The sequence below is a fragment of the Paraburkholderia sp. SECH4 genome (assembly GCF_030511745.1).
Lineage (GTDB): Bacteria > Pseudomonadota > Gammaproteobacteria > Burkholderiales > Burkholderiaceae > Paraburkholderia > Paraburkholderia madseniana.
The window spans coordinates 50,983-76,965 of the sequence record NZ_JALOCP010000018.1 but is presented as its reverse complement, the minus strand read 5'-3'; the positions used below and the strand labels follow the sequence as shown (position 1 = coordinate 76,965).

Genomic DNA, 25,983 nt, shown 5'->3' with positions numbered 1-25,983 from the left:
AGTTTGCGCATGGATTGCTGCTGAACTCGCGTGTTAATGTCGGCTCCAACGGTTGCACTATTTTTAAGGCAAGCAAGGTTCGATATGAAAAAACTATTCCTGATTCCGTTGTTCGCAGCGCTGTTTTCGTTCGCCAGTGCCGGTGCCTCGGCGCAAACGGTGGACTCCAATTCGCCGGACGGCCTGGTCAAGACCGTCACCCAGCAGGTGATCGATGCGATCCACGCCGACAAGTCGATCCAGCAAGGCGACATCACCCACATCACTCAGCTCGTCAACGAAAAGATCCTGCCGTACACCGATTTCCGCCGCACCACGCAACTGGCGATGGGCCGCAACTGGCGCACCGCGACGCCGGAGCAGCAAAACGCCGTCGTCGAGCAGTTCAAGATGCTGCTGATCCGCACGTATTCGGGCGCGTTGGCACAAGTGCGCGACCAGCAGATTCAGTACAAGCCGTTCCGCATGAACCCGGACGACACCGACACGGTGGTGCGCTCGGTGGTGATGAACAACGGCTCGCCGATCGAACTCGACTATCGTCTGTACAAGACGCCGAACGGCTGGCGTGTGTATGACATCAACGTGCTCGGCGCGTGGCTGATCCAGGCGTATCAGCAACAGTTCAGCGAACAGATCCAGCAGAAGGGCGTGGACGGACTGATCCAGTTCCTCACGCAGCGCAATCAGCAACTGGCCGCGGGCAAGCAGTCGTGAGCGAAGTGCTGAACGCCGTCGTCGCAAGCCGCTTCGAAAGCGGCGCGACGCTGACCCACGAGAGCGCGAAAGCCGCGCTCGAGGCGGGTTTGCAGCGCATCGCAGCGGGCGCGACCGGCGTGGATTGCGCGCCGCTCGCGCAATTCGACTCGTCCGCGCTTGCCGTCCTGCTCGCGTGGGAGCGTGCCGCCCAGGCGCGCGGCATCGCGTTCGAGATCGTCAATCTGCCGGCTGGTCTCGCCAGCCTCGCACAAGCCTACGGCGTCGATACCCTGTTATGTCGACCGGAGTTAGCGCTTTAGCGGTTACTCCGGTCCCATGCTGCTTGCAGCGCGCGCGACATTGACGCTCCCCTAGCGTCACTTCCAATCGCCCCGGCCGAGCCGGGGCTGCCGATTTTTGCCCTATAATCAAACGTTTTTCGGGGCATATAACCGGCCCCAATTTCGTCCCTTCCAGCACTTTTGCGCCCCCTCGGGGCTCCTTTAGGCGCCGCGACGCACGCGGCCCACAGTCATGTCAGCCATAGAAATTCGTAACGTCAAGAAGCGCTACAAGGATTTGCAGGCGCTCAAGGGCGTCAGCCTCACGGTGGAAGAAGGCGAGTTCTTCGGACTGCTCGGTCCGAACGGCGCGGGCAAGACAACGCTCATCAGCATACTCGCGGGTCTCGCGCGCGCCGATGAAGGCAGCATTGCGGTGCGCGGCCATGACGTAGTCAGCGATTTTCGCGACGCGCGCCGCGCGCTCGGCGTGGTGCCGCAGGAGCTCGTGTTCGATCCCTTCTTCACGGTGCGCGAAACCTTGCGCATCCAGTCCGGCTACTACGGGCTGCGCAACAACGACGCGTGGATCGACGAGATCATGGCCAATCTCGACCTCACCGAGAAAGCTGACGCCAATATGCGCGCGCTGTCGGGCGGCATGAAGCGCCGCGTACTCGTGGCGCAGGCGCTGGTGCACCGGCCGCCGGTGATCGTGCTGGATGAGCCGACCGCGGGCGTCGACGTCGAGTTGCGTCAAACCTTGTGGAAATTCATCTCGCGCCTGAATCGCGAAGGTCACACGATCGTGCTGACCACGCACTATCTGGAAGAAGCCGAATCGCTGTGCGACCGCATCGCGATGTTGCGGCGCGGCGAGGTCGTCGCGCTCGAGCGCACCAGCACGCTGCTGCAGCGCTTTGCGGGCATGCAGCTGTTCCTGCGTTTTACGCAAGGTGTGTTGCCGGCCGAGTTGCGTCCGCTCGAAGTGGAAAGCGGCGCGGGTAACGGCAATGGCCGGCAGCATCTGCTGCGGCTCGCGAGCTATGACGACGTCGAGCGGATTCTCGCGCAGTGTCGCGCAGCGGGCTGCGCATTCGAAGAAATCGAGGTCCGCAAAGCCGACCTCGAAGATGTGTTCGTTCAGGTGATGAACGGTCCGGAAGTGATCGAGGGGCTGGCATGAGCGGCTTTCGCACGCTGTTTTACAAGGAAATCCTGCGTTTCTGGAAGGTGTCGTTCCAGACCGTGCTGGCGCCGGTCATCACCGCGCTGCTGTATCTGACGATTTTCGGCCACGCGTTGCGCGGTCACGTTCAGGTCTATCCGGGCGTCGAGTACACGAGCTTTCTGATTCCCGGTCTCGTGATGATGAGCGTGCTGCAGAACGCATTTGCGAATAGCTCGTCCTCGCTGATCCAGTCGAAAATCACGGGCAACCTGGTGTTCGTATTGCTGCCGCCGTTGTCGCACTACGAGATGTTCGGCGCGTATGTGCTCGCCGCCGTGGCGCGCGGATTGGCGGTCGGCTTCGGCGTGTTCATCGTGACGATCTGGTTCGTGCCGGTCAGCTTTAGCGCGCCGCTTTACATCATCGCGTTCGCGATTTTCGGCGCGGCGATTCTGGGCACACTCGGTTTGATCGCCGGCATCTGGGCTGAAAAGTTCGATCAGCTTGCTGCATTTCAAAACTTTCTGATTATGCCGCTCACGTTCCTCTCGGGCGTGTTCTACTCGACGCATACGCTGCCACCGGTGTGGCGCGAAGTGTCGCGGCTCAATCCCTTTTTCTACATGATCGACGGCTTTCGCTACGGTTTCTTCGGGATGTCGGATATCAATCCGCTCGTGAGCCTTGCGATCGTTGCCGGTTTCTTTGTGGTGCTGGCCGTGGTGGCGATGCGCATGCTCGCCTCCGGCTACAAACTGCGCCACTGATCAGGAGCATCTCTCATGTTGCCGACTCCCGAACAGGTCAAGCAATACATCGCGGCTGGGCTCGCTTGCCAGCATCTCGAAGTCGAAGGCGACGGTCAGCATTTCTTTGCGACCATCGTTGCCGAGAGCTTCGAAGGCAAGCGTCTGATCCAGCGCCATCAACTCGTGTATGCGGCGCTCGGCGACCGCATGCGCGAAGAAATCCACGCGCTCAGCATGAAGACGCTGACGCCCGCCGAATGGCAGAACGCGTAATCTGGAAATTTAGTGCGAATTACACAAGAAGGGCGCGACGCCGGTAGCGGCGCGTCGAACACAGTCAAAGCGGGCCCGGCTGAAGTCCGGGTCAATCAGGAACTGACAGGCATGGATAAACTCGTCATTGAAGGTGGCTACCCGCTGTCGGGTGAAGTCGTCGTCTCAGGTGCCAAGAACGCGGCGTTGCCGATTCTGTGCGCGAGTCTGCTGAGCGCGGAGCCGGTGCATCTGGAGAACGTGCCCGACTTGCAGGACGTGCGCACGATGCTCAAGCTGCTCGGCCAGATGGGCGTGCAGATCGAGAGCGGCGAGGGCTGCGTGTCGCTGGATGCGTCGAAGGTCGATAACCTCGTCGCGCCGTACGAAATGGTGAAGACCATGCGTGCGTCGATCCTCGTGCTCGGCCCGCTGGTCGCGCGCTTCGGTCACGCTCGCGTGTCGCTGCCGGGCGGCTGCGCAATCGGCGCGCGTCCGGTGGATCAGCACATCAAGGGTCTGCAGGCCATGGGCGCCGAGATCACGATCGAGCACGGCTTCATCGAAGCGCGTGCGAAGCGTCTGAAGGGCGCGCGCATCGTGACCGACATGATCACCGTGACGGGCACCGAAAACCTGCTGATGGCAGCGGTGCTGGCCGAGGGCGAAACGGTCATCGAGAACGCCGCGCGTGAGCCGGAAGTGGGTGACCTCGCGCATCTGCTGGTCGAGATGGGCGCAAAGATCGAAGGTATCGGCACCGACCGTCTGGTGATCCAGGGCGTCGACAAGCTGCATGGCGCAAAGCACACGGTGATTCCGGATCGTATCGAAGCCGGCACGTTCCTGTGCGCGGTCGCGGCTGCCGGTGGCGATGTCACATTGCGTAAGGTGCGTCCGCTGATTCTGGAAGCGGTCACCGAGAAGCTGCGCGAAGCCGGCGTCGCGATCGAAGAGGGCGACGACTGGATGCGTGTGCGCATGGACAAGCGTCCGAGCGCGGTGAGCTTCCGCACGTCCGAATATCCGGCGTTCCCGACCGACATGCAGGCGCAGTTCATGGCGCTCAACACGCTCGCGGACGGCACCTCGCAAGTCGTCGAGACGATCTTCGAGAACCGCTACATGCACGTGCAGGAGTTGAACCGCCTCGGCGCGAACATCACGATCGACGGCAACACCGCGCTCGTGACCGGCGTCGAGAAGCTGTCCGGCGCGAAGGTGATGGCGACCGACCTGCGTGCGTCGGCGAGCCTCGTGATCGCCGCGCTGCGTGCCGAAGGCGAAACGCTGATCGACCGTATCTATCACCTGGATCGCGGTTACGACCGGATGGAAACCAAGCTCAACGCCATCGGCGCCAAGGTGCGCCGTATCTCGGGGAGCCAGGCATGAGTTCGATGCCGCAAACGTCGTCGTCGCCGGCTGTGAGCGCACCGCTCACGCTGGCTTTGTCGAAAGGGCGTATCTTCGAAGAGACGCTGCCGCTGCTCGCCGCAGCCGGCATTGAAGTCGCCGAAGATCCGGAAACCTCACGCAAGCTGATTCTGCCCACTACGGATGCGAATGTGCGCGTGATCATCGTGCGCGCCACGGACGTGCCGACCTACGTCGAATACGGCGCAGCCGACTTCGGCGTGGCCGGCAAGGACGTGCTGCTCGAGCACGGCGGCAGCGGACTGTATCAGCCGGTCGATCTGGATATCGCGCGTTGCCGGATGTCGGTCGCAGTGGCGGCCGGTTTCGACTACGCGAACGCGGTGCGCCAGGGCGCACGTCTGCGCGTGGCGACCAAATATGTGGAAACCGCACGTGAGCATTTTGCCGCCAAGGGCGTGCACGTCGATCTGATCAAGCTGTACGGTTCGATGGAGCTGGCGCCGCTGGTCGGCCTCGCCGATGCGATCGTCGACCTGGTGAGTTCCGGCAATACCTTGCGCGCCAACAATCTTGTCGAGGTGGAAGAGATCATGCAGATTTCGTCGCGCCTCGTTGTGAACCAGGCAGCGCTGAAGCTCAAGCGCGCGGCGCTGCGGCCGATCCTCGACGCGTTCGAACGCGCGTCGAAGGCCGGCGCTGCGGCCTGAAAAGTTTGACTACGCTCGTTTGACCACGCTTTAGCGCGCCTTACCGAAACGGATACCCGTATGTCTATCAAGATTCGCAAACTCGATTCCAGCGCTCCCGACTTCCAGAAGTCGCTGCATGCGGTACTCGCGTTCGAGGCGAGCGAAGACGAAGCAATCGAGCGCTCGGTCGCGCAGATTCTGAACGACGTGAAGGCACGCGGCGACGCCGCGGTGCTCGAGTACACGAGCCGCTTCGACCGCGTCGAGGCGAAGAGCGTCGCGGCGCTCGAGTTGCCGATGTCCGAACTGGAGGCGGCGCTCGAAGGCCTCGAGCCGAAGCGTCGCGCAGCGCTCGAAGCGGCGGCGGCGCGCGTGCGCGGTTACCACGAGAAGCAGAAGATCGAGTGCGGCAGCCATAGCTGGCAGTACACGGAAGCCGACGGCACCGTGCTCGGGCAGAAGGTCACGCCGCTGGATCGCGCGGGTATTTACGTGCCGGGCGGCAAGGCGGCGTATCCGTCGTCGGTGCTGATGAACGCGATTCCGGCGCGCGTGGCCGGTGTGCGCGAAATCGTCATGGTTGTGCCCACGCCGGACGGCGTGAAGAATCCGCTGGTGCTGGCGGCCGCCTTGCTGGGCGGCGTGGATCGTGTGTTCACGATCGGCGGCGCGCAGGCGGTGGGCGCACTGGCATACGGCACGGAAACGGTGCCCGCGGTCGACAAGATCTGCGGCCCCGGCAACGCGTATGTCGCGTCGGCCAAGCGCCGGGTGTTCGGCACGGTCGGCATTGACATGATCGCCGGGCCGTCGGAAATTCTCGTGCTGTGCGACGGCACGACGGACCCGCGCTGGATCGCGATGGACCTGTTCTCGCAAGCCGAGCACGACGAACTCGCGCAATCCATCCTGCTGTGTCCGGACGATGCATTCATCGCCCGCGTACGCGATGCGATCAACGAACTGCTGCCGAGCATGCCGCGCCAGGACGTGATCCGCGCTTCGCTCGAAGGCCGCGGTGCGTTGATCAAGGTGCGCGATATGGCCGAAGCCTGCGCGATCGCCAATGACATCGCGCCGGAACACCTCGAAATCTCCGCGCTGGAACCGCATCAATGGGGCCAACTGATCCGCCATGCCGGCGCGATCTTCCTCGGCCGCTACACCAGTGAAAGCCTCGGCGACTACTGCGCGGGGCCGAATCACGTGCTGCCTACGTCGCGTACCGCACGGTTCTCGTCACCGCTGGGCGTCTACGATTTCTTCAAGCGTTCGAGCGTGATCGAGGTCAGTGCGGAAGGCGCGCAGACGCTTGGCGAGATCGCCGCCGAACTCGCTTACGGCGAAGGCCTGCAGGCGCATGCCCGCAGCGCCGAATACCGGATGCGGCAGAACGGCTAAGCGCGGCTGACCGCGACGAGCCGGAGTACGGAGCAGGCGGGCATCGAACCGATGTCCGCGAACCCTGCCGACGGATTTCGCGCGGTTTCCCGTTAAATAACGACAATACAGACCAACCTGGGGCAGTCCGCAAGCCGCCGATACCCGCCGGCGTCTCCCGCGCGGCCCGGTCCACTGACTTATGACGACACCTCAAGACATCATCCGCCGCGACGTGCTCGCGATGACGAGCTATCCGGTTCCGGACGCCACGGGCTATATCAAGCTCGATGCGATGGAAAATCCGTTTTCGCTGCCTCCGGTGCTCGCCGCCCATCTCGGCGAGCATCTGGCCGGCGTTGCGCTGAACCGTTACCCGGCGCCGCGCCCGGAAGCGCTGATCGAAAAGATCAAGCGCGTGATGGGTGTGCCCGCGGGTTGCGACGTGCTGCTCGGCAACGGCTCGGATGAAATCATCAGCATGGTGTCGGTGGCGTGCGCGAAGCCGGGCGCCAAGGTGCTCGCGCCGATGCCGGGTTTCGTCATGTATCAGATGTCCGCGAAGCTGGCGAATCTGGAATTCATCGGCGTGCCGCTGAAGCCCGATTTCACGCTCGACACCGAAGCGATGCTGGCGGCGATCGCCGAGCATGAACCGGCGGTCATCTATCTGGCCTACCCGAACAACCCGACCGGCACGCTGTACGACGGCGCGGATATGGAGCGCATCATCGCCGCGGCGAACAAAAGCCTGGTGGTGATCGACGAGGCTTATCAGCCGTTCGCGCAGCAAAGCTGGCTGCCGCGCGCCGATGCCTTCGACAACGTCGTCGTGATGCGTACGGTGTCCAAGCTCGGTCTGGCCGGCATCCGCCTGGGTTATCTGGTCGGCAAGCCCGCCTGGCTCACCGAATTCGACAAGGTGCGGCCGCCCTACAACACCAACGTGCTGACGCAGGCCGCCGCCGATTTCCTGCTCGACCACGTCGACGTGCTCGACGCCCAAGCCGAGCAACTGCGTGAAGAACGGACGAAACTCGCGCAAGCCGTCGCCCAATTACCGGGCGCCGAAGTGTTTCCGAGCGCCGGCAACTTCCTGCTGGTGCGGGTGCCTGACGCATCCGTTATGTTCGAAACGCTGCTGGCAGCACGGGTTTTGATCAAAAACGTGAGTAAAATGCATCCATTGCTGGTCAATTGCGTGCGTTTGACCGTGGGTTCACCGGAAGAAAACGCCCAATTGATCGCTGGACTGAAACTCGTGCTGCATTGAACGGCGAGCTGAATGGCCGCGTGAGCGCTTTCCCCTACTGCGAAAAGTGCGCGCGGTCCGCCGTGTTCCCATCCCACACTACTATCGCTTTCTAGCTAGATTCGAGGAATTACCATGCGCCTTGCGGAAGTCGTTCGCAACACAAGCGAAACGCAGATCCGTGTGAAGATCAATCTGGACGGCACCGGTCAGCAGAAGCTGGCCACCGGTGTGCCGTTTCTTGATCACATGCTCGACCAGATCGCACGCCACGGGTTGTTCGATCTCGACATCGAAGCGCATGGCGACCTCGAAATCGACGACCACCACACGGTTGAAGACGTCGGCATCACGCTCGGCCAGGCCGTCGCGAAGGCAATTGGCGACCGCAAGGGCATCCGTCGCTACGGTCATTCTTACGTGCCGCTCGACGAAGCGCTGTCGCGCGTCGTGATCGATTTTTCCGGACGCCCGGGTCTCGAATTCCATGTGCCGTTTACGCGCGCGCGCATCGGCACCTTCGACGTCGATCTCTCCATCGAATTTTTCCGCGGCTTCGTCAATCACGCCGGCGTCACGCTGCACATCGACAACCTGCGTGGCCTGAACGCCCATCATCAGATGGAAACGGTGTTCAAGGCCTTCGGGCGTGCATTGCGTATGGCCGTCGAGATGGACGAACGCGCGGCGGGACAGATTCCGTCGACCAAGGGCAGCCTTTAAGCGCTCATTTACCAGCCTCGTGACCAGGACCGGCTGCGCTTGCCCGCACCCGGTGTGCGATGGATATTCTGAAGTCGTTTATTTCGCTGCTGGCGTTGATCAACCCGGTCGGCGCCATCCCGTTCTTTATGAGCCTGACGGCGCTTCAGAGCGACGTCGAGCGGCGCAGAACCATCCGCATCGCGGCAATTTCGGTGTTCTGCGTGATTGCGGTGACCACGCTGCTCGGGCAGCAGATCATCAGCTTCTTCGGCATTTCGGTCGGGTCGCTCGAAGTGGGCGGCGGGATCATCATGCTGCTGATGGCCATCAACATGCTGAACGCGCAGATCGGCAACAGCCGTTCGACGGAGGAAGAGCGCGATGAGGCCGAGCAGAAGAACAACATCGCGGTTGTACCGCTGGCGATCCCGCTGTTGACCGGTCCGGGCGCGATCAGCACCACGATCATTTATGCGGCCGGCTCGGCGCACTGGTACGACCGGCTGAGCCTGGTCGCGATCGGTGCGGTGCTGGCGGCGATCTGCTTTTTTTCGTTGCGCCTCGCCGAACCGATTGCCCGTTGGGTCGGTCGCACGGGTATCAACATCGGTACGCGGCTCATGGGTTTGATGTTATCGGCGCTGGCGGTGGAATTCATCGTCGATGGATTGAAGGCATTGCTGCCTAACTTGAAATGAAAACTTCGATAGCGATTGTGGATTACGGAATGGGCAACCTGCGCTCGGTTGCCCAGGCGCTACGCAAAGCCGCGCCGGAGGCGGACGTGGCGATCGTCGATCAGCCGGAAGCGATCCGCTCGGCCGACCGCGTGGTGCTGCCCGGCCAGGGCGCCATGCCTGACTGCATGCGCAGTCTGGCCGAATCCGGCCTGCAGGAGGCGGTCATCGAGGCCTCGCGCAGCAAGCCGCTGATGGGCGTGTGCGTCGGCGAGCAGATGCTGTTCGACTGGAGCGCCGAGGGCAATACGCCCGGTCTGGGTCTGTTGCCCGGCAAGGTGCTGCGCTTCGACCTGGAAGGTCAGGTGCAGGACGACGGCTCGCGCTTCAAGGTCCCGCAAATGGGCTGGAACCGCGTGCGCCAGGCGCAGCCGCATCCGTTGTGGGACGGCGTCGCCGATAACGCGTTCTTCTACTTCGTGCACAGCTACTACGTCGTGCCGGACAACGCCGCCCATACCTCGGGCGAAACGGTGTACGGTGTGCCCTTTACCTCGGCGGTGGCGCGGGATAACATCTTCGCGACCCAATTCCACCCGGAAAAGAGCGCCGAAGCGGGGCTGCGCGTGTATCGCAACTTCGTGCACTGGAACCCGTGAGCGCCTTTCTTCATCCTGTTGCCCAACGCCGTTCCGCCATAAGCGGGGTGTTGGCGGTGCGCCACAACCGCAGCAAGACGATTCCGCTCCGTGCGTTCCAATACGGCGCTCCGCAAGGGCGTCGAAAGAGTTGTACTAAACTAGCGAAACGGCGTTATGGCGGGCTGGCTTGTCAGCCGCTGCCGCCGACCTTCAACCACCTCCCAGACAACACCCGATTGCTATGCTGCTGATTCCCGCCATCGACCTGAAAGATGGTCACTGTGTACGCCTCAAACAGGGCGATATGGACCAGGCGACGATATTTTCCGAGGAACCGGCGGCGATGGCCCGGCATTGGGTCGATCGCGGCGCCCGCCGTCTGCACCTCGTCGACCTGAATGGCGCGTTCGCCGGCAAGCCGAAAAACGAAGACGCGATTCGCGCGATCATCGAGGAAGTGGGTGGCGAGATTCCCGTCCAGCTGGGCGGCGGCATCCGCGATCTGAACACGATCGAGCGCTATCTGGACGACGGTTTGTCGTACGTCATCATCGGCACGGCTGCGGTGAAGAATCCCGGCTTCCTGCAGGATGCGTGCACGGCTTTCGGCGGCCACATCATCGTCGGTCTGGATGCGAAAGACGGCAAGGTCGCGACAGACGGCTGGAGCAAGCTGACCGGCCATGAAGTGGCCGATCTGGCGCGCAAGTTCGAGGATTACGGCTGCGAGTCGATCATCTACACCGACATCGGCCGCGACGGCATGCTCCAGGGCATCAACATCGAAGCCACGGTGCGTCTCGCCCGCGCGGTGAAGATTCCGGTGATCGCGAGCGGCGGTTTGTCGAACCTCGCGGACATCGAGTCGCTGTGCGAAGTCGAGGACGAAGGCATCGAAGGCGTGATCTGCGGCCGGGCGATTTACTCGGGCGATCTGGACTTCGCGGCTGCGCAAACCCTCGCGGACCGGCTGCGCGAATCGGACGACGCTTAAGGCTCTGGGTTCGAAGCGTCGCGGTCAGCCCAGAATCGACGCAGCAGCGGACTTTCGGACTTTAAAAGCGGACGCAACGGCGCGTCCCGAAAGCGCGTCAAGCCGCTTGCCGGTGTCTTCGGCACATTTCCGGCTTGCGGCCCGACGCGGCGAGCAGCGCCGGCACAGTGCCGCTCGTGAGGATTCAGGCGAGCGGCCTCATCAGCGGTATTGGCAGAATTGCACGATTATGGCTCTAGCTAAACGCATCATCCCCTGTCTCGACGTCACGGCTGGCCGCGTGGTCAAGGGCGTCAACTTCGTCGAACTGCGCGATGCGGGCGACCCGGTCGAAATCGCGCGCCGTTACGACGAACAGGGCGCCGACGAACTGACCTTCCTCGACATCACCGCCACCTCCGACCAGCGCGATCTGATTCTGCCGATCATCGAAGCGGTCGCCTCCCAGGTGTTCATTCCGCTGACGGTTGGCGGCGGCGTGCGCGCTGTCGAAGACGTGCGGCGGCTGTTGAACGCGGGCGCGGACAAGATCAGCATGAACTCGTCGGCGGTCGCGAATCCGCAACTCGTGCGCGACGCGACGGACAAATACGGCTCGCAATGCATCGTCGTCGCCATCGACGCGAAGCGCGTCTCCGCGGACGGCGAGCCGCCGCGCTGGGAAGTCTTCACGCACGGTGGGCGCAAGGCCACCGGCCTCGAAGCCGTTGAATGGGCGCGCAAGATGGCCGAACTGGGCGCGGGCGAAATCCTGCTGACCAGCATGGACCGCGATGGCACCAAGAGCGGCTTCGATCTCGCGCTCACGCGGGCGGTGTCCGACGCGGTGTCGATTCCGGTGATCGCCTCGGGCGGCGTCGGCTCGCTGCAGCATCTGGCCGACGGCATCAAGAGCGGCCACGCGGACGCAGTGCTGGCCGCCAGCATCTTCCACTACGGCGAACACACCGTGGGCGAGGCCAAGCGCTTCATGGCCGATCAAGGCATTTCGGTGAGGTTGTGACGTGGTGAATCCCTCAGCAGTAGAGTGGCTCGACAAGGTCAGGTGGGACGCGAACGGCCTCGTGCCGGTGATCGCGCAGGAAGCATCGACCAACGACGTGCTGATGTTCGCGTGGATGAACCGCGAAGCTTTGGCGAAAACCGTCGAAACCGGCCGCGCGGTGTATTTTTCGCGCTCGCGCCAGCGCTTGTGGTTCAAGGGTGAAGAGTCCGGCCACGTGCAGCATGTGCATGAAGTGCGGCTCGATTGCGACGAAGACGTCGTGCTGCTGAAGGTCGAGCAGGTGTCGGGCATTGCGTGCCACACCGGCCGCCACTCGTGCTTTTTCCAGAAATTCGAAGGCACGGTTGAAGATGGCGACTGGGTCGCCGTCGATCCCGTGTTGAAAGATCCCGAACACATCTACAAATGACGCAATCCACGCAATCCACCGAATCGGCTTCGTCTACCAAGGACACGCTGCTGCGCCTCGCGGCCATCATCGACAGCCGCAAGGGCGGCGATCCGGACGTCTCGTACGTGTCGCGCCTCTTCCACAAAGGCGATGACGCGATTCTCAAGAAGATCGGCGAAGAGGCCACCGAAGTCGTGCTGGCCGCCAAAGACACCCGTCACGGCGGCGCGCCGAAAGCGCTGGTCGGCGAAGTGGCGGACCTCTGGTTTCACTGCCTCGTGATGCTGTCGCATTTCGACCTGAGCCCGGCTGACGTACTTGCCGAACTTGAGCGCCGCGAAGGCCTGTCGGGCATCGAGGAAAAGGCGCTGCGCAAGAGCCGCGAACGTGAGGAAAACGGCGACTGATTGTCGTCGCCTTGTCGTTACCTTGTCCGCCGCGTCTTGAAGTGGCGAACGTCGGCACCCACATTGCACTGAACGCATCGGATCGCATCCTCGGGAGGACGCAAGCATGGAACAGTCGCAAGGAAATTATCCGCCGCCGGCCTACCGCAACGCGATCGAGCCCGAGCGCGAACGCAGTCTGCGCACGCTCACGCATGTGCTGTACGCGCTGTATGCGGTTCACTGGCTGACGGGTGGTCTGACGATTCTGATCGCGATCATCATCAACTACGTGAAGCGGCCTGATGTAGTGGGCACGCCCTACGAAGCGCATTTCGAGTGGCAGATCCGCTCGTTCTGGATGGCCTTGCTGGGTTATGCGATCGGCGGTGTGCTGCTGTTCGTGGTGATCGGCATTCCGGTTCTGTGGGCCGTCAGCATCTGGATGTTGTACCGTATTATCAAGGGCTGGCTGTATCTGTACGATAACAAGCCGCTCGCGAACCCGCGTGGCTGGTTCTGAGTTGGGTCCGGCTGCGGCCGGGCCGGATATGAGCCGTGCCGCACGACGCTTCGCGCTCTAGCCATACTGTGTCAGGAATACGATGAGCCACGACCCGAACTGCCTTTTCTGCAAGATCGCCGCCGGCGAGATTCCGTCGACCAAAGTCCACGAGGACGAAGAGTTTGTTGCCTTCCGCGACATCCGCCCGGCCGCTGAAACCCATGTACTGGTGATTCCCCGCAAACACGTCGCCACGCTGTCGAATTGCACCGAAAGCGAGGCACCGCTGCTTGGTAGAATGCTAGTTCTGGTGGCGCGTCTGGCCGATCAGTTGGGCGTGGCGTACACCGGTGGCGAAAGCGGTTTTCGCACGGTAATCAATACGGGACCGGGAGGCGGGCAAGAGGTGTATCACCTACATGCGCACATTCTCGCCGGGCCGCGTCCGTGGCAGCGCATGGGCTGACAGGTTGGGCTCGTAAATAACCGCCGGCTGCGAGGCGCGCAGCGAGTTTTGGCCGCTGACAATAGCAGAGCCGTTGTTTTTGCTGCACTGTAACGACGCCGACGCGATCGTCAGGTCAAATGGCACACCGTGTCGCGGGTTGAATCGAAACAGCTCGCGGCAACGTATAGATGGAGCGTACGCGCTTCGATTCACGCCGCAAGGCGCACGAGTTTTGCCGCATCACGTGCGGTGTCGGGGTTAAGGAGAGTAGTCATGGGTTCGTTGAGCATTTGGCATTGGCTGATAGTGTTGTTGATCGTGGCGCTCGTGTTCGGCACGAAGAAGCTGCGCAATATCGGCACCGATCTGGGTGGCGCTGTGAAGGGCTTCAAGGAAGGCATGAAGGAAGCCGAAACGCCCGCAGGCGAAGCGCAGCAGCGCGAACTGCCGCGCAATGGCACGGTAGATGTGGATGCGAAGGAAAAGACGCCGCGTTCCGGCGATTACCGCTAAGCCGCGGCCCAACCGCGTTACTGACGGACACTCCACTTCATGCTGGACCTCGGTCTAACCAAGATGGCGCTGATTGGCGTCGTCGCGCTGGTCGTACTCGGGCCTGAGCGCCTGCCTCGCGTCGCCCGCACGGCCGGCGCGTTGTTCGGCCGCGCGCAGCGGTATATCAACGACGTGAAGGCCGAAGTCACCCGTGAAATCGAACTCGACGAATTGCGTCGCATGAAAACCGAGTTCGAAGCGGCGGCGAGCAACGTCGAAACCAGCGTTCAGGACAATCTGCGCAAGCATGAGACCGAACTGAACGACGCGTGGAATAGCGGCACGTCGGTGTCGCCAAGCATTGCCGGCGGTGCGCTTGAAGATGCCGGCAATTCGCCGTGGCAGACCACCACGCCACCGGCAGGCGCTAAACGCAAGAACTGGCGCGTCAAGCAGACCGCCATGCCCACCTGGTACAAGCGCGCCACCACGCGCCGCACGCGTGTGCAGTCGGGCGCTGCGCGCGTGGCGCGGCATACGCCGGCCAGCATGCGTCGTCCGACGCGGTTCTTCTGATGATCAGAACGACAATCTCTAACCGAGGGCCGGTGTGAGCGACCCCCAGCAAACCCAGGACGAAGGCACTGAAGAGACCTTCATTTCCCACCTCGTTGAATTGCGCGACCGTATCATCCGCGCCGGCCTTGCCGTCATCGTGGTGTTTGTCGGGCTCGTGTATTGGGCACCGGACATTTTCCGGCTGCTGGCGCGGCCCTTGATGCAGAATCTGCCGAAGGACGGCAAGATGATCGTCACCGACGTCACCGGCTCGTTCTTCGTGCCGATGAAGGTGACCATGATGGTCGCCTTTGTGATTGCGCTGCCGGTCGTGCTGTACCAGATCTGGGCATTCGTCGCGCCGGGTTTGTACCAGCATGAGAAGAAGCTGGTCGGGCCGCTGGTGGGCAGCAGCTACACGCTGTTCCTGTGCGGCATGGCGTTCGCGTACTTCGTGGTGTTTCCGACCATCTTCCGCGTGATGGCGCACTACAACGCGCCGCTCGGCGCGGAGATGAACACCGATATCGACAACTACCTGAGCTTCGTGCTGACCATGTTCCTCGCGTTCGGGGTGACGTTCGAAGTGCCGATTGTCGTGGTGCTGTTGGTCCGCATGAACGTGCTGACCATCAAGAAGCTCAAGGAAATCCGTCCGTATGTGGTCGTGGGCGCGTTCGTGATTTCAGCGGTGGTGACGCCGCCGGACGTGTTCTCGCAGCTCATTCTGGCGATTCCGCTGATCGTGCTGTATGAGGCGGGGATCATTGCGGCGCGGTTGATTGTCGGCAAGCAGAAACCCGTGATTGCGGAAGACAGTCCGCCGGGTTGAACGGCAGCACAGAGAGACAAACAAAAAGGGCAGTCCATCACGGACTGCCCTTTTTGTTTTGCGGTGCCCACACCACTGGCCGCTATCTATCGCTTCTCAACCGCCGTCGTCGTCCTGCTGATCGCCGCCGCCGTTATCTTCTGCCGGTTGCTTCGGCGGAGGCGGGCGCTTGCCGATGGTCACGTCCAGATCCATCGCGTGGCTCTTGCGCACCAGGTGAACCTTCGCAGCCGTGCCCGGCTTGATCTGCGCGATGACGTTCAGCAGACGTGTGGTGTCGGTGATCTCCTGGCCGTTCACGCTTACCAGAATGTCACCCGGCTTGATGCCAGCACGGTCGGCCGGCCCGTTCTTCAGCACGCCCGCGACAATCGCGCCCGACTTCTGCTCGAGCCCGAACGATTCGGCGATTTCCGGCGTCACGTCCTGCGGCTCCACGCCGATCCAGCCGCGCGTGACGGAGCCCGTCGTGATGATGCTCTCCAGCACGCTGCGCGCGGTCGAGACAGGAATCGCAAAGCCGATGCCGAGCGAGCCGCCCGAGCGCGAATAGATGGCGGTATTGATGCCGAGCAGATTGCCGTTCACGTCGACCAGCGCACCGCCCGAGTTGCCCGGGTTGATGGCCGCGTCGGTCTGAATGAAGTTTTCGAACGTGTTGATGCCGAGGTGATTGCGCCCGAGCGCGCTGACAATGCCCATGGTCACCGTCTGACCGACGCCGAACGGATTGCCGATCGCCAGCACCACGTCGCCCACACGCGTCTGGTCCATGCGGCCGAGCGTGATGGTGGGCAGGTTGGTCATGTTGACCTTCAGCACGGCCAGATCGGTCTCAGGATCGACGCCGATCACCTTGGCGTTGGTGGTGCGGCCGTCGGCAAGCGCGATTTCGATCTGATCGGCGCCGTCCACGACGTGCTGGTTCGTTAGAATGTAACCTTCCGAACTCACTATCACTCCCGAGCCCAGATTCGACGCGGGTTGTTCCTGCTGCTTGCCTTTGTTCTTGTCACCGAAGAAATAGCGGAACAACGGATCTTTCGCGCGCGGGTCGGGCGGCAGTGAGCCATCCTTGCTGGAGAACACATTGACGACCGCGGGCATGGCTTTTTGCGCGGCGTCTGCATAGGACGCCTGTGCAGGACCCGTGCCGATGCCTGGCGCCACTTCCCGAAGGGCGACGATCGGTTCGGCGAGTTGCTTGCCGAATTGCCCTTGACGCTGGAGCCACTGCGGTTTGAGGGTCGCAATGATGAACATCAGCGCCAACAGCACAGTCACCGCTTGGGCAAAGAACAGCCAAAAGCGTCTAAGCATCTGAAGACTAGAGGTTTATATGGATCGGATCGAACTTGAATTGTACTTGAACAATCTCCTTGAAACCGCGCGCTTCAAGGACTATTGCCCCAATGGATTGCAGGTGGAAGGGCGCCGCAGGATCAATAAGCTCGCGACCGGCGTGACGGCTTCAGTGGCCTTCCTCGAGGCCGCGCTCGACTGGGGTGCGGACGCGGTGCTGGTCCATCACGGCTACTTCTGGCGCAACGAGGCGCCGCAGATCACCGGGCGCAAACACGCGCGCCTGAAGCTGCTGATTGCCAACGACCTGAACCTGTTCGCCTATCACCTGCCGCTGGACGACCATCCCGAGTTCGGCAACAACGCGCAAATCGGCGCGAAGATGGGCTGGATCAGCGACGCGCGCTTCGGCGAGAACGATCTCGGCTGGCTCGCCACGTTGCCGATGCCGATCACGCTCGCGCACTTCACCGCGCAAGTCGAGCAGACGCTCGGCCGCACGCCGCTCGTGTTCGGCGACCCGGATCGCGAATTGCGCCGCGTGGGCTGGTGCACGGGCGCCGCGCAAGGCATGTTCGACGCCGCGATCAATGCCGGCGCTGATGTCTACCTGACCGGCGAAGTGTCGGAGTCGGTGATGCACACCTCGGCGGAAAGCGGCGTGGCGTTCCTCGCGGCCGGCCACCACGCCACCGAACGTTTCGGCGTGCAAGCGGTGGGCAAGCATCTGTCCGAGCAGTTCGATATCGAACACGTGTTTATCGATATCCCGAATCCCGTCTGAATTGAAAATCGGCATTAGAGAAGAAAAAGGCACGAATAACGCAGAGGGCACTTAAAAGGAGGTGCGAAAAAGTTTGCGATCCGTACGGAGAAACCCTGACTTATCAAGGGCTTCGCACGGTTTTTGGCAATGGGGCCTTGTAAATGCCGACTCCATTCGCGCAAACTAGCGGCGGTAGAAGCGACGTGAAGGAAAAATCCAACTCAGAAGTGGGGCGTGTAATGCGAGACAAGGAAGATGAACGCGTCGACGGCGGCCGCCGTACCTGGCTGATAGCGACGACCGTAGCAGGTGGCATTGGAGGCGTTGCCACTGTCGTACCCTTTGTTAGTTCGTTTGCACCATCTGAAAAGGCCAAGGCGGCAGGCGCCCCGGTCGAAGTCGATATCAGTGATCTCAAGCCCGGCGACATGAAGACCGTCGCCTGGCGCGGTAAGCCGGTGTGGATCATCAATCGCACTGACAGGATGCTCGCCGATGTCCAGAAAGCCGATAAGGAAGTAGCGGATCCTCTCACCAAGAATCCTTTTTCGATGCCATTGCCGGAGTACTGCAACAACGAATTCCGTTCACGCACCGACCACAAGAACCTTTTCGTCGCCGTCGCCGTGTGCACCCATCTGGGCTGCACGCCGACGCCGCGCTTCCAGGAGGGCGCGCAGCCCAATCTTCCCGACGACTGGCCAGGCGGCTTCCTGTGCCCTTGCCACGGCTCGACCTATGACATGGCCGGCCGCGTCTTCAAGAACAAACCTGCGCCGCAGAACCTCGACATCCCGCCTTACATGTTCACCTCGGCCACGGGCCTCGTGATCGGCAAGGACGAGAAAGGAGAAGCGTAATGGCGATCGAACACGAAGTAGAGACGACCGGGCTGGTCGGCTGGATCGACCGCCGGTTTCCCATGACGTCCACTTGGAAAAAGCATGTTTCCGAGTACTACGCGCCGAAGAACTTCAACTTCTGGTACTTCTTCGGTTCGCTCGCGCTGCTGGTGCTGGTCAATCAGATCGTCACCGGCATCTTCCTCACGATGAACTACAAGCCCGACGCGACGCTCGCGTTCTCGTCGGTCGAGTACATCATGCGCGAGGTGCCGTGGGGCTGGCTGATCCGCTATATGCACTCCACGGGTGCGTCGATGTTCTTCGTCGTCGTGTATCTGCATATGTTCCGCGGACTGATGTACGGCTCGTACCGCAAGCCGCGCGAACTGGTGTGGATCTTCGGCTGCGCGATCTTCCTGAGCCTGATGGCCGAGGCGTTCTTCGGCTACCTGCTGCCGTGGGGCCAGATGTCGTTCTGGGGCGCGCAGGTGATCGTGAACCTGTTCTCGGCGATTCCGTTCATCGGGCCGGATCTGTCGCTGTGGATTCGTGGCGATTACGTCGTCTCGGACGTCACGCTGAACCGCTTCTTCGCTTTCCACGTGATCGCGATTCCGCTGGTGCTGATCGGGCTGGTGGTCGCGCACCTGGTGGCGCTGCATGAAGTGGGGTCGAACAACCCGGACGGCATCGAGATCAAGGCAAAGAAGGACCCGGACGGCATTCCGCTCGACGGCATCCCGTTCCACCCGTACTACTCGGTGCACGACTTCATGGGCGTGTCGGTGTTCCTGATCATCTTCGCCGCGATCATCTTCTTCGCACCGGAGATGGGTGGGTACTTCCTTGAAGCGAACAACTTCATTCCCGCCAATCCGCTGCAAACGCCGCAGGAAATTGCGCCAGTGTGGTACTTCACGGCGTTCTATGCGATGTTGCGCGCCACCACCGATCCATTCAAGATCGTGCTGATGATCATCGTCGCGCTGCTCGGCCTGTTCGCGCTGGTGCGCGCACGCGGCAAATGGAAGCTCGGCTTGCCGGTGCTCGCGGTTCTGGTGGTTCTGGCCATGGCGTTCACCGAATCGAAATTCTGGGGCGTGGTGGTGATGGGCAGCGCGGTGATCTCGCTGTTCTTCCTGCCGTGGCTCGACCGCTCGCCGGTGAAGTCGATCCGTTACCGGCCGTTTTTTCACAAGGTGTTCTACGGGATCTTCGTGCTCGCTTTCCTGACGTTGGGCTTCCTCGGCACCAAACCGCCGTCGCCCGCCTCGACGTTGATTGCTCAGGTGTGTGCACTGATCTACTTCGCGTTTTTCCTCGGTATGCCGGTCTGGACGCGGCTTGGCACGTTCAAGCAGCCGCCCGAGCGGGTGCGGTTCAAGCCCCACTAATCGCGAGCCCGGAGAACACGAAATGAAAAAACTGCTTTCGACGTGCGCGCTGATCGGCGCGACACTGCTCGCGGTGCTGGCCGGACCGGTGCACGCGGACGAGAATTTCCCTCTCGACCGCGCGCCCGATAACGCGGAGAATTTTGCTTCGTTGCAGCACGGCGCCCAATTGTTTGTAAACTACTGCCTGAATTGCCATAGTGCGAATCTGATGCGCTACAGCCGGCTGACCGATCTCGGCATTACGCCGAGCGCGATCCAGTCGAACCTGCTGTTCACCACGGATAAAATCGGCAACACCATGACCGTGGCGATGCGCCCGGACGACGCGAAAGCGTGGTTCGGCGCGAGTCCGCCGGATTTGTCGGTGGAAGCGCGGGCGCGCGGCAAGGACTGGCTGTACACGTATCTGCGCAGCTTCTATCGCGACAATACGCGGCCGACCGGCTGGAACAATCTGGTGTATGAAAACGTGAGCATGCCTCATGTGCTGTGGCAGCTTCAGGGGCAACGTACCGCGAAGTTCGGTGACGAAACCGACGAAAAAACAGGCGAAACGGTGCACAAATTTGTCGGCTACCAACAGGTCACGCCGGGGACGATGTCGCCGGTAGATTATGATTCTGCTGTGGCCGACCTCGTGTCGTACCTGTCATGGATGTCCGAACCGACGCAGAAAACCCGCAGACAGCTTGGCGTGTGGGTGCTGCTGTTCCTCGGCATTCTGAGCTTTTTCGCCTGGCGACTGAACGCTGCGTACTGGAAACATATCAAATAATCACGCCGTTACCCGGCGTGGGGCCGGCGCCAGGAAAAACCTGTTGAACGGTTTTTCCGCGCGCTGGCCTTTCAGCTTTTTGAGGAAACGTAAACATGATGGTTCTGTATTCCGGCACAACTTGCCCGTTCTCCCAGCGCTGCCGGCTGGTGTTGTTCGAAAAGGGCATGGACTTCGAGATCCGCGACGTCGACCTGTTTAACAAGCCGGAAGACATCGCTGTGATGAATCCGTATGGTCAGGTGCCGATTCTCGTCGAACGGGACCTGATTCTGTACGAATCGAACATCATCAACGAGTACATCGACGAGCGCTTCCCGCACCCGCAACTGATGCCGGCCGATCCGGTTCAGCGCGCCCGCGCCCGTCTGTTCCTGCTGAACTTCGAGAAGGAACTGTTCGTTCACGTCGGCACGCTCGAAAACGAAAAGGGCAAGGCCGCTGAGAAGAATCACGAGAAGGCACGTCTCGCGATTCGCGATCGCCTGACGCAGCTCGCACCGATCTTCCTGAAGAACAAGTACATGCTCGGCGAAGAGTTCTCGATGCTGGACGTCGCGATCGCGCCGTTGCTGTGGCGTCTGGACCACTACGGCATCGAGCTGTCGAAGAACGCTGCACCGCTGATGAAGTACGCGGAGCGCATTTTCAGCCGCCCGGCTTATATCGAAGCGCTGACGCCTTCGGAAAAGGTGATGCGTCGTTGAGTTTGGCTTTGGGGTGAGGGCGCCGCGTCTCGATTGTTTTCCGCGCGCGCCCCAACCCGGTAAGAGGACTGTTGATGCAAGAGATTTCCACCAAGCCTTATCTGCTGCGCGCGCTGTACGAGTGGTGCACGGATAACGGCTACACGCCGCATATTGCGGTCCGGGTCGACAATCAGACGCGCGTGCCGCGGCAGTTCGTGCGCGACAACGAGATCGTGTTGAACATCAGCTTCGAGGCGACCAGCCAGTTGCAGATGGGCAATGAATGGATCGAGTTCAGCGCGCGCTTCTCCGGCAAGTCGCACAAGATCGAAGTGCCGATCGCCAATATTCTCGCGATCTACGCGCGGGAAAACGGGCAGGGCATGGCGTTCCCGGTCGAGTCGGCAGGCGGCGAGGCGCAGGATTCAGGCGCCGATGCGGAACTGGCGGACGAGACCGAAGCACCGGCCGCGCCCGTCAGCGTGGCGCCGCGTGCGGTCGAACCGTCGTCTGCCGCGGATGCCGCCAAAGCGGAAACCGCGACGGACGGCCCGCAGCCTGACGATGATGGATCGAAAGGTGGCGGAAGGGCTCGCCTCAAGATCGTGAAATGAAGTAGAATCACGGCCTCATGCCGGCTTAGCTCATCAGGTAGAGCGCTTGACTTGTAATCATGAGGTGGCGGGTTCGAGTCCTGCAGCCGGCACCAGTAGTGCGAAAGCGGGTTTCTGAATAATTTCAGAAACCCGCTTTTTTATTTGGGGCGGGGATTTCGCAGGCTGGATGAGAGGCGGAAACGGCTCATTTTTGCCAGATCTCATTCACCTTGTCGATTGTGGACATTTTAGTCTACGAATTGCCCGCAGACCGCCGCAAAGGGCGGTGGCATCGGCCTTGTTCAGGCATCCGCCCACAGATACCGCCCCGCGAACCCGACTGGGAGAGGTACTATTCGGGCGTCAGTCGGCATCACGATCAGTCACTCCGGCGGGCAACGCCCCCGAGACGCGAGTTTTCACCGCGTCACTCCCGCAACACAGACCCCACCTTCATCATGACCAGCCCCGCAACCATCACCTGGCCCGAAGCCGACGGCCCCCGCACTGCGCGTTGGCGCTCCGAAGCCGCGGTGCCGCCGCCCAAGCGCGTTGTCGTCGCCGATGACCGCACCACTGCCGACTCTGCCTATCGTCTCGCGTGCGAAGGCACCGCGCTGCTCTGGAACGGCGACTTTCAGAACGCCCGCCAATTGCTGCAGGCGGTCACGCGCCGGCTGGAGCGCAAACCGCGCAAGCACGGCGAAACGCCGATCGACGCGTTCAACCTGCATCGTCAGGCTCAATCGCAACGCGCCCGCACGCTCGGCATGATCCTGATTCCGCTCGACGCTGCGTACGCAATTCCGCTGCGCCGCGCGCCTGAAGTGCAGCAGGCCTGTATCGAAACCTATGGGCCGTCTACCGACGAACCCTCGGTCGTGTCGCTGCGCGAATTGCTCGGTCTGATCGGTGCGCACGAGTGGCGCAAGAAGGGTGTGGAAATTCCCGTGCTGGGTGAGCGCATCCATCCGCACTACGGCGTGTTTTCGCCGGTGCGCGGTGAATATGCGGATCTGGTGGCGCGCACGCCGCTGCCGTCATTGAACAAGGCGTTCGATATCGGCACCGGTACGGGCGTGCTGGCTGCGCTGCTCGCCAAACGCGGTGTGAAGAAAATCGTCGCGACCGACCAGGACCCGCGAGCGCTGGCCTGCGCGCGCGAAAATCTCAAGCGTCTCGGCTACGATCAGCAAGTCGAGGTCGTGCAAGCCGATCTGTTTCCGGAAGGCCGTGCGCCGCTGGTGGTCTGCAATCCGCCGTGGGTGCCGGCGCGGCCCGCCTCACCGATTGAATACGCGATCTACGATTCGGAAAGCCGCATGCTGCTCGGTTTTCTGGACGGGTTGGCGGAGCATTTGTCGCCGGGCGGGGAAGGCTGGCTGATCATGTCGGACTTCGCCGAGCATCTCGGCTTGCGTACGCGCGAGTGGTTGCTTGCCGCCATTGAAAAGGCGGGGCTGACCGTGGTGGGTCGCGAGGATATTCGTCCACGGCACCCGAAGTCGACTGATGAAACCGACGCGCTGCATACGGCGCGCAAGGCTGAAGTGACGTCGCTCTGGCGTCTGAAGGCGCGCTAAACGGTGGCGCTCGAAGGGAGCGCGATGCCGCGTAATGAGGCGCGGCTGAAGAACGGCGTGTCAGACCGGCACGCCGCGCGCCTTGAGATACGCTAATGCGCCGCGTCCGGCCGCGAGGCCACTGGCGAAGCAGGCGGTCAGCAGATAACCGCCGGTTGGCGCTTCCCAGTCGAGCATTTCACCCGCGCAGAACGCGCCGGGCAGATGCTCGATCATCAAATGTTGATCAAGCGCTTCGAAGGGGACGCCGCCTGCGGTGCTGATCGCTTCCGCGATAGGCCGGGCGCGCGTGAGTCGCACCGGCAACGCCTTGATCGCGTGCGCGAGGCCATTCGCATCGGCGAAGCCTTCCTTCGACAGAACCTCATGCAACAAGGCCAGTTTTACGCCTCCGATGCCGACTCTGCCATGCAGGTGAGTCGACATGGAGCGCGACCCACGTGGTCGCGTGACCTCCGCCACGACACGCTCCAACGTCAAGCCTGGCGCCAGGTCCAGCGCGATCGTGACGTCGCCGTCGGCGAGAATCCGCTCCCGGATGGCTGCCGACAGCGCGTAAATCAGACTCCCTTCGAGGCCGGTTTCGGTCAGAAGTATTTCACCTTGTCGATTGTGGACTTTATTGTCTACGTCGGTGAGCGTGATGGCCACGGATTTCACTGGTTGACCGGCGAAACGCTCGCGCAGATAGGGACTCCAGTCCGCATCGAAGCCGCAGTTCGCGGGCCGCAACGGCGTCACCGGCACCTCGCGTGCGCTCAGGAGCGGCACCCAGGCGGCGTCCGATCCGAGCCTCGGCCAGCTTGCGCCACCGAGTGCGAACACCACGGCATCGCAGGTCACGCGTTGCTCGCCGTCGGGTGTTTCGAAGCGCAACGTGTGCGTCGCGGTGTCGCCGTGGCCGTTGTCCCAACCGGTCCACTTGTGGCGCATGTGAAAGCGCACGCCAGCTTCTCTCAACCGATGCAACCACGCTCGCAGCATCGGCGCCGCCTTCATATCGGTCGGAAAAACCCGCCCCGAACTGCCGATGAAAGTTTCGACGCCAAGCTCATGCAGCCAGGCCCGCAAGGCGTCGGGACCGAACAGGCCGAGTAGCGGCGCGATTTGTTCGCGGCGCGCGCCATAGCGGCCAAGAAACGGCTCGAGCGGTTCCGAATGCGTGATGTTCATGCCGCCTTTGCCCGCCATCAGGAATTTGCGGCCGACCGATGGCATCGCGTCGTAGACGTCGACTTGCACGCCGTGCTGGGCGAGCGCCTCGGCGGCCATCAAGCCGGCGGGGCCGCCGCCGATCACGGCGACGCGGGCGGAATCGAAGGAGGATGACATGCGGTCCTGCGGATGAGCGGGGGGCGGCGCGTTGGCCTGATCTGACAATCGGGCGGCGCGAAGGGCGCTATTTTCACACCGCCGGCAACTCAGGGCAAACGGCGCGCGGCGAACGGGTAACGAGCTAACGTGCCAGCGCGAGCCAGCGGCCGAAAAGAGCTGGGTTCGGGCGTGTCGCAATCCCCTGCGCTCACGTTTGCTCCTTCGCTATTCACTCGCGCGAACTATACTTTTCAAACAGCTTCCACTGGACGCAGTCCGCTTCTTTCCCGCGTCACACTACCCCACCGCTCTCATTTCGCCGGGCACGGCCAATGCAGCCGCGTTGCGGCTGGCAACGTGGTCTGCGCGCCCGCTGTTTGTCTGGATGTTTCGACGTTTGATCAGGAGATTGCCATGACTCGCAAATACATCGACTGCCGCGAGTTTCCGAGCGAAATGAATTGCACCGTTGCCCTGTCCGCCGACAGCGAGAGCGAATTGCTCGACGCGGCCGTGCAGCATGCGGTCTCGGTGCACAAACATACGGACTCGCCGGAACTGCGCTCGCAGCTCAAGACGCTCTTTCATGAAGGCACTCCGCCGATCGAGGCGCCGCGAGGGTGATTCGTTGTCCTTTTCCTTTAGGATGAAGGCCTGCTGACCAGCACGAACGGCGGCGCGCCGCTCGTGCTGGTCGCGGCGTTGTCTGGGCGTCCTAACCGGGATATGCCTCATCCACCTTCAGTCCGGCGAGCTTGAAAATCACCCGCAGCGTTTGCGGTTTGATGTCGCGACGCGAGGCGAGCGTCGTCATCACGAAGTCGAGCACTTTCGCGTACTTCAGCATCGTCAGGCACGTCTCCATGTCGACGCTGCCGTCGCGCATGACTTCGGCCAGCCGCAGCATTTCGGTGGAAATGTCGCGTGCCATTTCCAGTTCGAGCTGCTGCTTTTCCGACCACGCAGGGGTGGCGGTGAGCTTCGCCAGCATTTCCTGAAACTTCTGCTCGACGTTTCCGTTGGGTACCGTGTCCATTGCTGCCTCTTCTATTTTCCAGGCGCGCGTCCGTTTGAGATCGCGGCGCGCTGCTGGTTACGTAACGTTCGGTCCGTGTTCCGGGACCGTCCTCCCCACATGCATTCGGTTCGCGTGATCGAAGCCACGGCCGGCAGCTTGTTGTTATGCGCGGCACGGCTTACGCCATCGGGTGAGCCGGCCCGCAAG

At 62.0% G+C, this 25,983-nt stretch carries 32 protein-coding genes and 1 tRNA gene; 30 read left to right on the top strand and 3 right to left on the bottom strand.

Annotated elements, in window-relative coordinates; translation table 11 throughout:
* The first annotated feature begins 84 nt into the window (after window positions 1-84).
* From M0D67_RS23275 to tatC, 21 genes are all read left to right on the top strand, one after another.
* Window positions 85-717 carry a phospholipid-binding protein MlaC gene (locus tag M0D67_RS23275; protein ID WP_154560980.1) on the top strand — a complete coding sequence of 211 codons (633 nt, stop codon included), beginning with the start codon at window positions 85-87 and terminating at the stop codon, window positions 715-717.
* The gene (locus M0D67_RS23270) at window positions 714-1,019 is read left to right on the top strand and encodes a lipid asymmetry maintenance protein MlaB (protein ID WP_097390546.1); all 306 of its coding nucleotides are present in this window, start codon (window positions 714-716) and stop codon (window positions 1,017-1,019) included. Before M0D67_RS23275 ends, M0D67_RS23270 begins: the two co-directional genes overlap by 4 nt.
* Window positions 1,020-1,233: 214 nt before the next feature.
* Window positions 1,234-2,166: an ABC transporter ATP-binding protein gene (locus tag M0D67_RS23265; RefSeq protein WP_154560982.1), complete on the top strand. Its 933-nt coding sequence runs from the start codon at window positions 1,234-1,236 to the stop codon at window positions 2,164-2,166.
* On the top strand, window positions 2,163-2,918 hold the full coding sequence (locus M0D67_RS23260; protein WP_093643443.1) for an ABC transporter permease: 756 nt from the start codon (window positions 2,163-2,165) through the stop codon (window positions 2,916-2,918). The genes M0D67_RS23265 and M0D67_RS23260 overlap by 4 nt, the downstream gene beginning before the upstream one ends.
* A gap of 15 nt (window positions 2,919-2,933) precedes the next feature.
* Complete coding sequence (locus M0D67_RS23255; protein ID WP_054036615.1) at window positions 2,934-3,173, top strand: BolA family protein; 240 nt, start codon at window positions 2,934-2,936, stop codon at window positions 3,171-3,173.
* A 12-nt stretch (window positions 3,174-3,185) separates the two neighbouring features.
* Window positions 3,186-4,547 (top strand): UDP-N-acetylglucosamine 1-carboxyvinyltransferase, encoded by a 1,362-nt coding sequence (gene murA / locus M0D67_RS23250; protein WP_233464886.1) that lies wholly within the window; start codon window positions 3,186-3,188, stop codon window positions 4,545-4,547.
* A complete protein-coding gene (gene hisG / locus M0D67_RS23245) occupies window positions 4,544-5,239 on the top strand; it encodes an ATP phosphoribosyltransferase (protein WP_093643445.1) in 696 nt (231 codons plus the stop codon). The genes murA and hisG overlap by 4 nt, the downstream gene beginning before the upstream one ends.
* A 60-nt stretch (window positions 5,240-5,299) precedes the next feature.
* Window positions 5,300-6,622 (top strand): histidinol dehydrogenase, encoded by a 1,323-nt coding sequence (gene hisD, locus M0D67_RS23240; protein ID WP_154560984.1) that lies wholly within the window; start codon window positions 5,300-5,302, stop codon window positions 6,620-6,622.
* A 181-nt stretch (window positions 6,623-6,803) separates the two neighbouring features.
* Complete coding sequence (gene hisC / locus M0D67_RS23235; RefSeq protein ID WP_171926363.1) at window positions 6,804-7,874, top strand: histidinol-phosphate transaminase; 1,071 nt, start codon at window positions 6,804-6,806, stop codon at window positions 7,872-7,874.
* Between the two features lie 114 nt (window positions 7,875-7,988).
* Complete coding sequence (hisB, locus tag M0D67_RS23230) at window positions 7,989-8,576, top strand: imidazoleglycerol-phosphate dehydratase HisB (RefSeq protein ID WP_054036619.1); 588 nt, start codon at window positions 7,989-7,991, stop codon at window positions 8,574-8,576.
* A 59-nt stretch (window positions 8,577-8,635) separates the two neighbouring features.
* Window positions 8,636-9,256, top strand: a complete 621-nt coding sequence (locus tag M0D67_RS23225) for a MarC family protein (RefSeq protein WP_154560988.1) — start codon at window positions 8,636-8,638, stop codon at window positions 9,254-9,256.
* Window positions 9,253-9,894, top strand: a complete 642-nt coding sequence (gene hisH / locus M0D67_RS23220) for an imidazole glycerol phosphate synthase subunit HisH (RefSeq protein WP_154560990.1) — start codon at window positions 9,253-9,255, stop codon at window positions 9,892-9,894. Before M0D67_RS23225 ends, hisH begins: the two co-directional genes overlap by 4 nt.
* A gap of 223 nt (window positions 9,895-10,117) precedes the next feature.
* Window positions 10,118-10,870 (top strand): 1-(5-phosphoribosyl)-5-[(5-phosphoribosylamino)methylideneamino]imidazole-4-carboxamide isomerase, encoded by a 753-nt coding sequence (gene hisA, locus M0D67_RS23215; protein WP_054036624.1) that lies wholly within the window; start codon window positions 10,118-10,120, stop codon window positions 10,868-10,870.
* Window positions 10,871-11,099: 229 nt separating this feature from the next.
* Window positions 11,100-11,873 carry an imidazole glycerol phosphate synthase subunit HisF gene (gene hisF, locus M0D67_RS23210; protein WP_154560992.1) on the top strand — a complete coding sequence of 258 codons (774 nt, stop codon included), beginning with the start codon at window positions 11,100-11,102 and terminating at the stop codon, window positions 11,871-11,873.
* Between the two features lies 1 nt (window position 11,874).
* Window positions 11,875-12,285, top strand: coding sequence for a phosphoribosyl-AMP cyclohydrolase (hisI, locus tag M0D67_RS23205; RefSeq protein ID WP_171926364.1), 411 nt, complete (start codon window positions 11,875-11,877; stop codon window positions 12,283-12,285).
* Window positions 12,282-12,674: a phosphoribosyl-ATP diphosphatase gene (locus M0D67_RS23200; protein ID WP_054036629.1), complete on the top strand. Its 393-nt coding sequence runs from the start codon at window positions 12,282-12,284 to the stop codon at window positions 12,672-12,674. Before hisI ends, M0D67_RS23200 begins: the two co-directional genes overlap by 4 nt.
* Window positions 12,675-12,780: 106 nt before the next feature.
* The gene (locus tag M0D67_RS23195; protein ID WP_154560994.1) at window positions 12,781-13,176 is read left to right on the top strand and encodes a hypothetical protein; all 396 of its coding nucleotides are present in this window, start codon (window positions 12,781-12,783) and stop codon (window positions 13,174-13,176) included.
* A gap of 82 nt (window positions 13,177-13,258) precedes the next feature.
* On the top strand, window positions 13,259-13,624 hold the full coding sequence (locus M0D67_RS23190) for a histidine triad nucleotide-binding protein (protein ID WP_154560996.1): 366 nt from the start codon (window positions 13,259-13,261) through the stop codon (window positions 13,622-13,624).
* 255 nt (window positions 13,625-13,879) lie between these two features.
* Window positions 13,880-14,119 carry a Sec-independent protein translocase subunit TatA gene (tatA, locus tag M0D67_RS23185; protein ID WP_028199650.1) on the top strand — a complete coding sequence of 80 codons (240 nt, stop codon included), beginning with the start codon at window positions 13,880-13,882 and terminating at the stop codon, window positions 14,117-14,119.
* Between the two features lie 39 nt (window positions 14,120-14,158).
* Window positions 14,159-14,677: a Sec-independent protein translocase protein TatB gene (gene tatB / locus M0D67_RS23180; protein WP_154560998.1), complete on the top strand. Its 519-nt coding sequence runs from the start codon at window positions 14,159-14,161 to the stop codon at window positions 14,675-14,677.
* A gap of 34 nt (window positions 14,678-14,711) precedes the next feature.
* Complete coding sequence (gene tatC, locus M0D67_RS23175; protein WP_168435727.1) at window positions 14,712-15,491, top strand: twin-arginine translocase subunit TatC; 780 nt, start codon at window positions 14,712-14,714, stop codon at window positions 15,489-15,491.
* A gap of 96 nt (window positions 15,492-15,587) precedes the next feature.
* Here tatC and M0D67_RS23170 read toward each other — a convergent pair whose 3' ends face one another.
* Complete coding sequence (locus M0D67_RS23170) at window positions 15,588-16,811, bottom strand: Do family serine endopeptidase (protein ID WP_154561000.1); 1,224 nt, start codon at window positions 16,809-16,811, stop codon at window positions 15,588-15,590.
* A 19-nt stretch (window positions 16,812-16,830) separates the two neighbouring features.
* Here M0D67_RS23170 and M0D67_RS23165 point away from each other — a divergent pair, with 19 nt between their 5' ends.
* The 8 genes from M0D67_RS23165 (at window position 16,831) to M0D67_RS23130 (ending at window position 23,444) form a co-directional block, all read left to right on the top strand.
* Window positions 16,831-17,577, top strand: coding sequence for a Nif3-like dinuclear metal center hexameric protein (locus M0D67_RS23165; protein ID WP_154561002.1), 747 nt, complete (start codon window positions 16,831-16,833; stop codon window positions 17,575-17,577).
* 221 nt (window positions 17,578-17,798) lie between these two features.
* Window positions 17,799-18,419 carry a ubiquinol-cytochrome c reductase iron-sulfur subunit gene (gene petA / locus M0D67_RS23160; RefSeq protein ID WP_154561004.1) on the top strand — a complete coding sequence of 207 codons (621 nt, stop codon included), beginning with the start codon at window positions 17,799-17,801 and terminating at the stop codon, window positions 18,417-18,419.
* Entirely contained in the window at window positions 18,419-19,798 is a 1,380-nt protein-coding gene (locus M0D67_RS23155; RefSeq protein ID WP_154561006.1) for a cytochrome bc complex cytochrome b subunit, read from the top strand. The genes petA and M0D67_RS23155 overlap by 1 nt, the downstream gene beginning before the upstream one ends.
* Window positions 19,799-19,820: 22 nt before the next feature.
* Window positions 19,821-20,576 carry a cytochrome c1 gene (locus M0D67_RS23150; RefSeq protein ID WP_154561008.1) on the top strand — a complete coding sequence of 252 codons (756 nt, stop codon included), beginning with the start codon at window positions 19,821-19,823 and terminating at the stop codon, window positions 20,574-20,576.
* A 95-nt stretch (window positions 20,577-20,671) separates the two neighbouring features.
* Entirely contained in the window at window positions 20,672-21,283 is a 612-nt protein-coding gene (locus tag M0D67_RS23145; RefSeq protein ID WP_006052302.1) for a glutathione S-transferase N-terminal domain-containing protein, read from the top strand.
* Between the two features lie 74 nt (window positions 21,284-21,357).
* Window positions 21,358-21,879: a ClpXP protease specificity-enhancing factor gene (locus M0D67_RS23140; RefSeq protein ID WP_154561010.1), complete on the top strand. Its 522-nt coding sequence runs from the start codon at window positions 21,358-21,360 to the stop codon at window positions 21,877-21,879.
* Window positions 21,880-21,898: 19 nt separating this feature from the next.
* Window positions 21,899-21,974: transfer RNA gene (locus M0D67_RS23135), tRNA-Thr, on the top strand.
* A gap of 345 nt (window positions 21,975-22,319) precedes the next feature.
* Window positions 22,320-23,444 carry a class I SAM-dependent methyltransferase gene (locus tag M0D67_RS23130; RefSeq protein WP_154561012.1) on the top strand — a complete coding sequence of 375 codons (1,125 nt, stop codon included), beginning with the start codon at window positions 22,320-22,322 and terminating at the stop codon, window positions 23,442-23,444.
* Between the two features lie 60 nt (window positions 23,445-23,504).
* On the opposite strand, the gene M0D67_RS23125 is transcribed toward M0D67_RS23130, so the two are convergent.
* Window positions 23,505-24,776, bottom strand: a complete 1,272-nt coding sequence (locus M0D67_RS23125) for a TIGR03862 family flavoprotein (RefSeq protein WP_154561014.1) — start codon at window positions 24,774-24,776, stop codon at window positions 23,505-23,507.
* A 396-nt stretch (window positions 24,777-25,172) separates the two neighbouring features.
* Here M0D67_RS23125 and M0D67_RS23120 point away from each other — a divergent pair, with 396 nt between their 5' ends.
* A complete protein-coding gene (locus M0D67_RS23120) occupies window positions 25,173-25,382 on the top strand; it encodes a DUF1059 domain-containing protein (RefSeq protein ID WP_154561016.1) in 210 nt (69 codons plus the stop codon).
* A gap of 91 nt (window positions 25,383-25,473) precedes the next feature.
* Here the strand turns inward: M0D67_RS23120 and M0D67_RS23115 are convergent, their stop codons facing one another.
* Entirely contained in the window at window positions 25,474-25,794 is a 321-nt protein-coding gene (locus M0D67_RS23115; RefSeq protein WP_042329129.1) for a hypothetical protein, read from the bottom strand.
* Window positions 25,795-25,983: the final 189 nt, after the last annotated feature.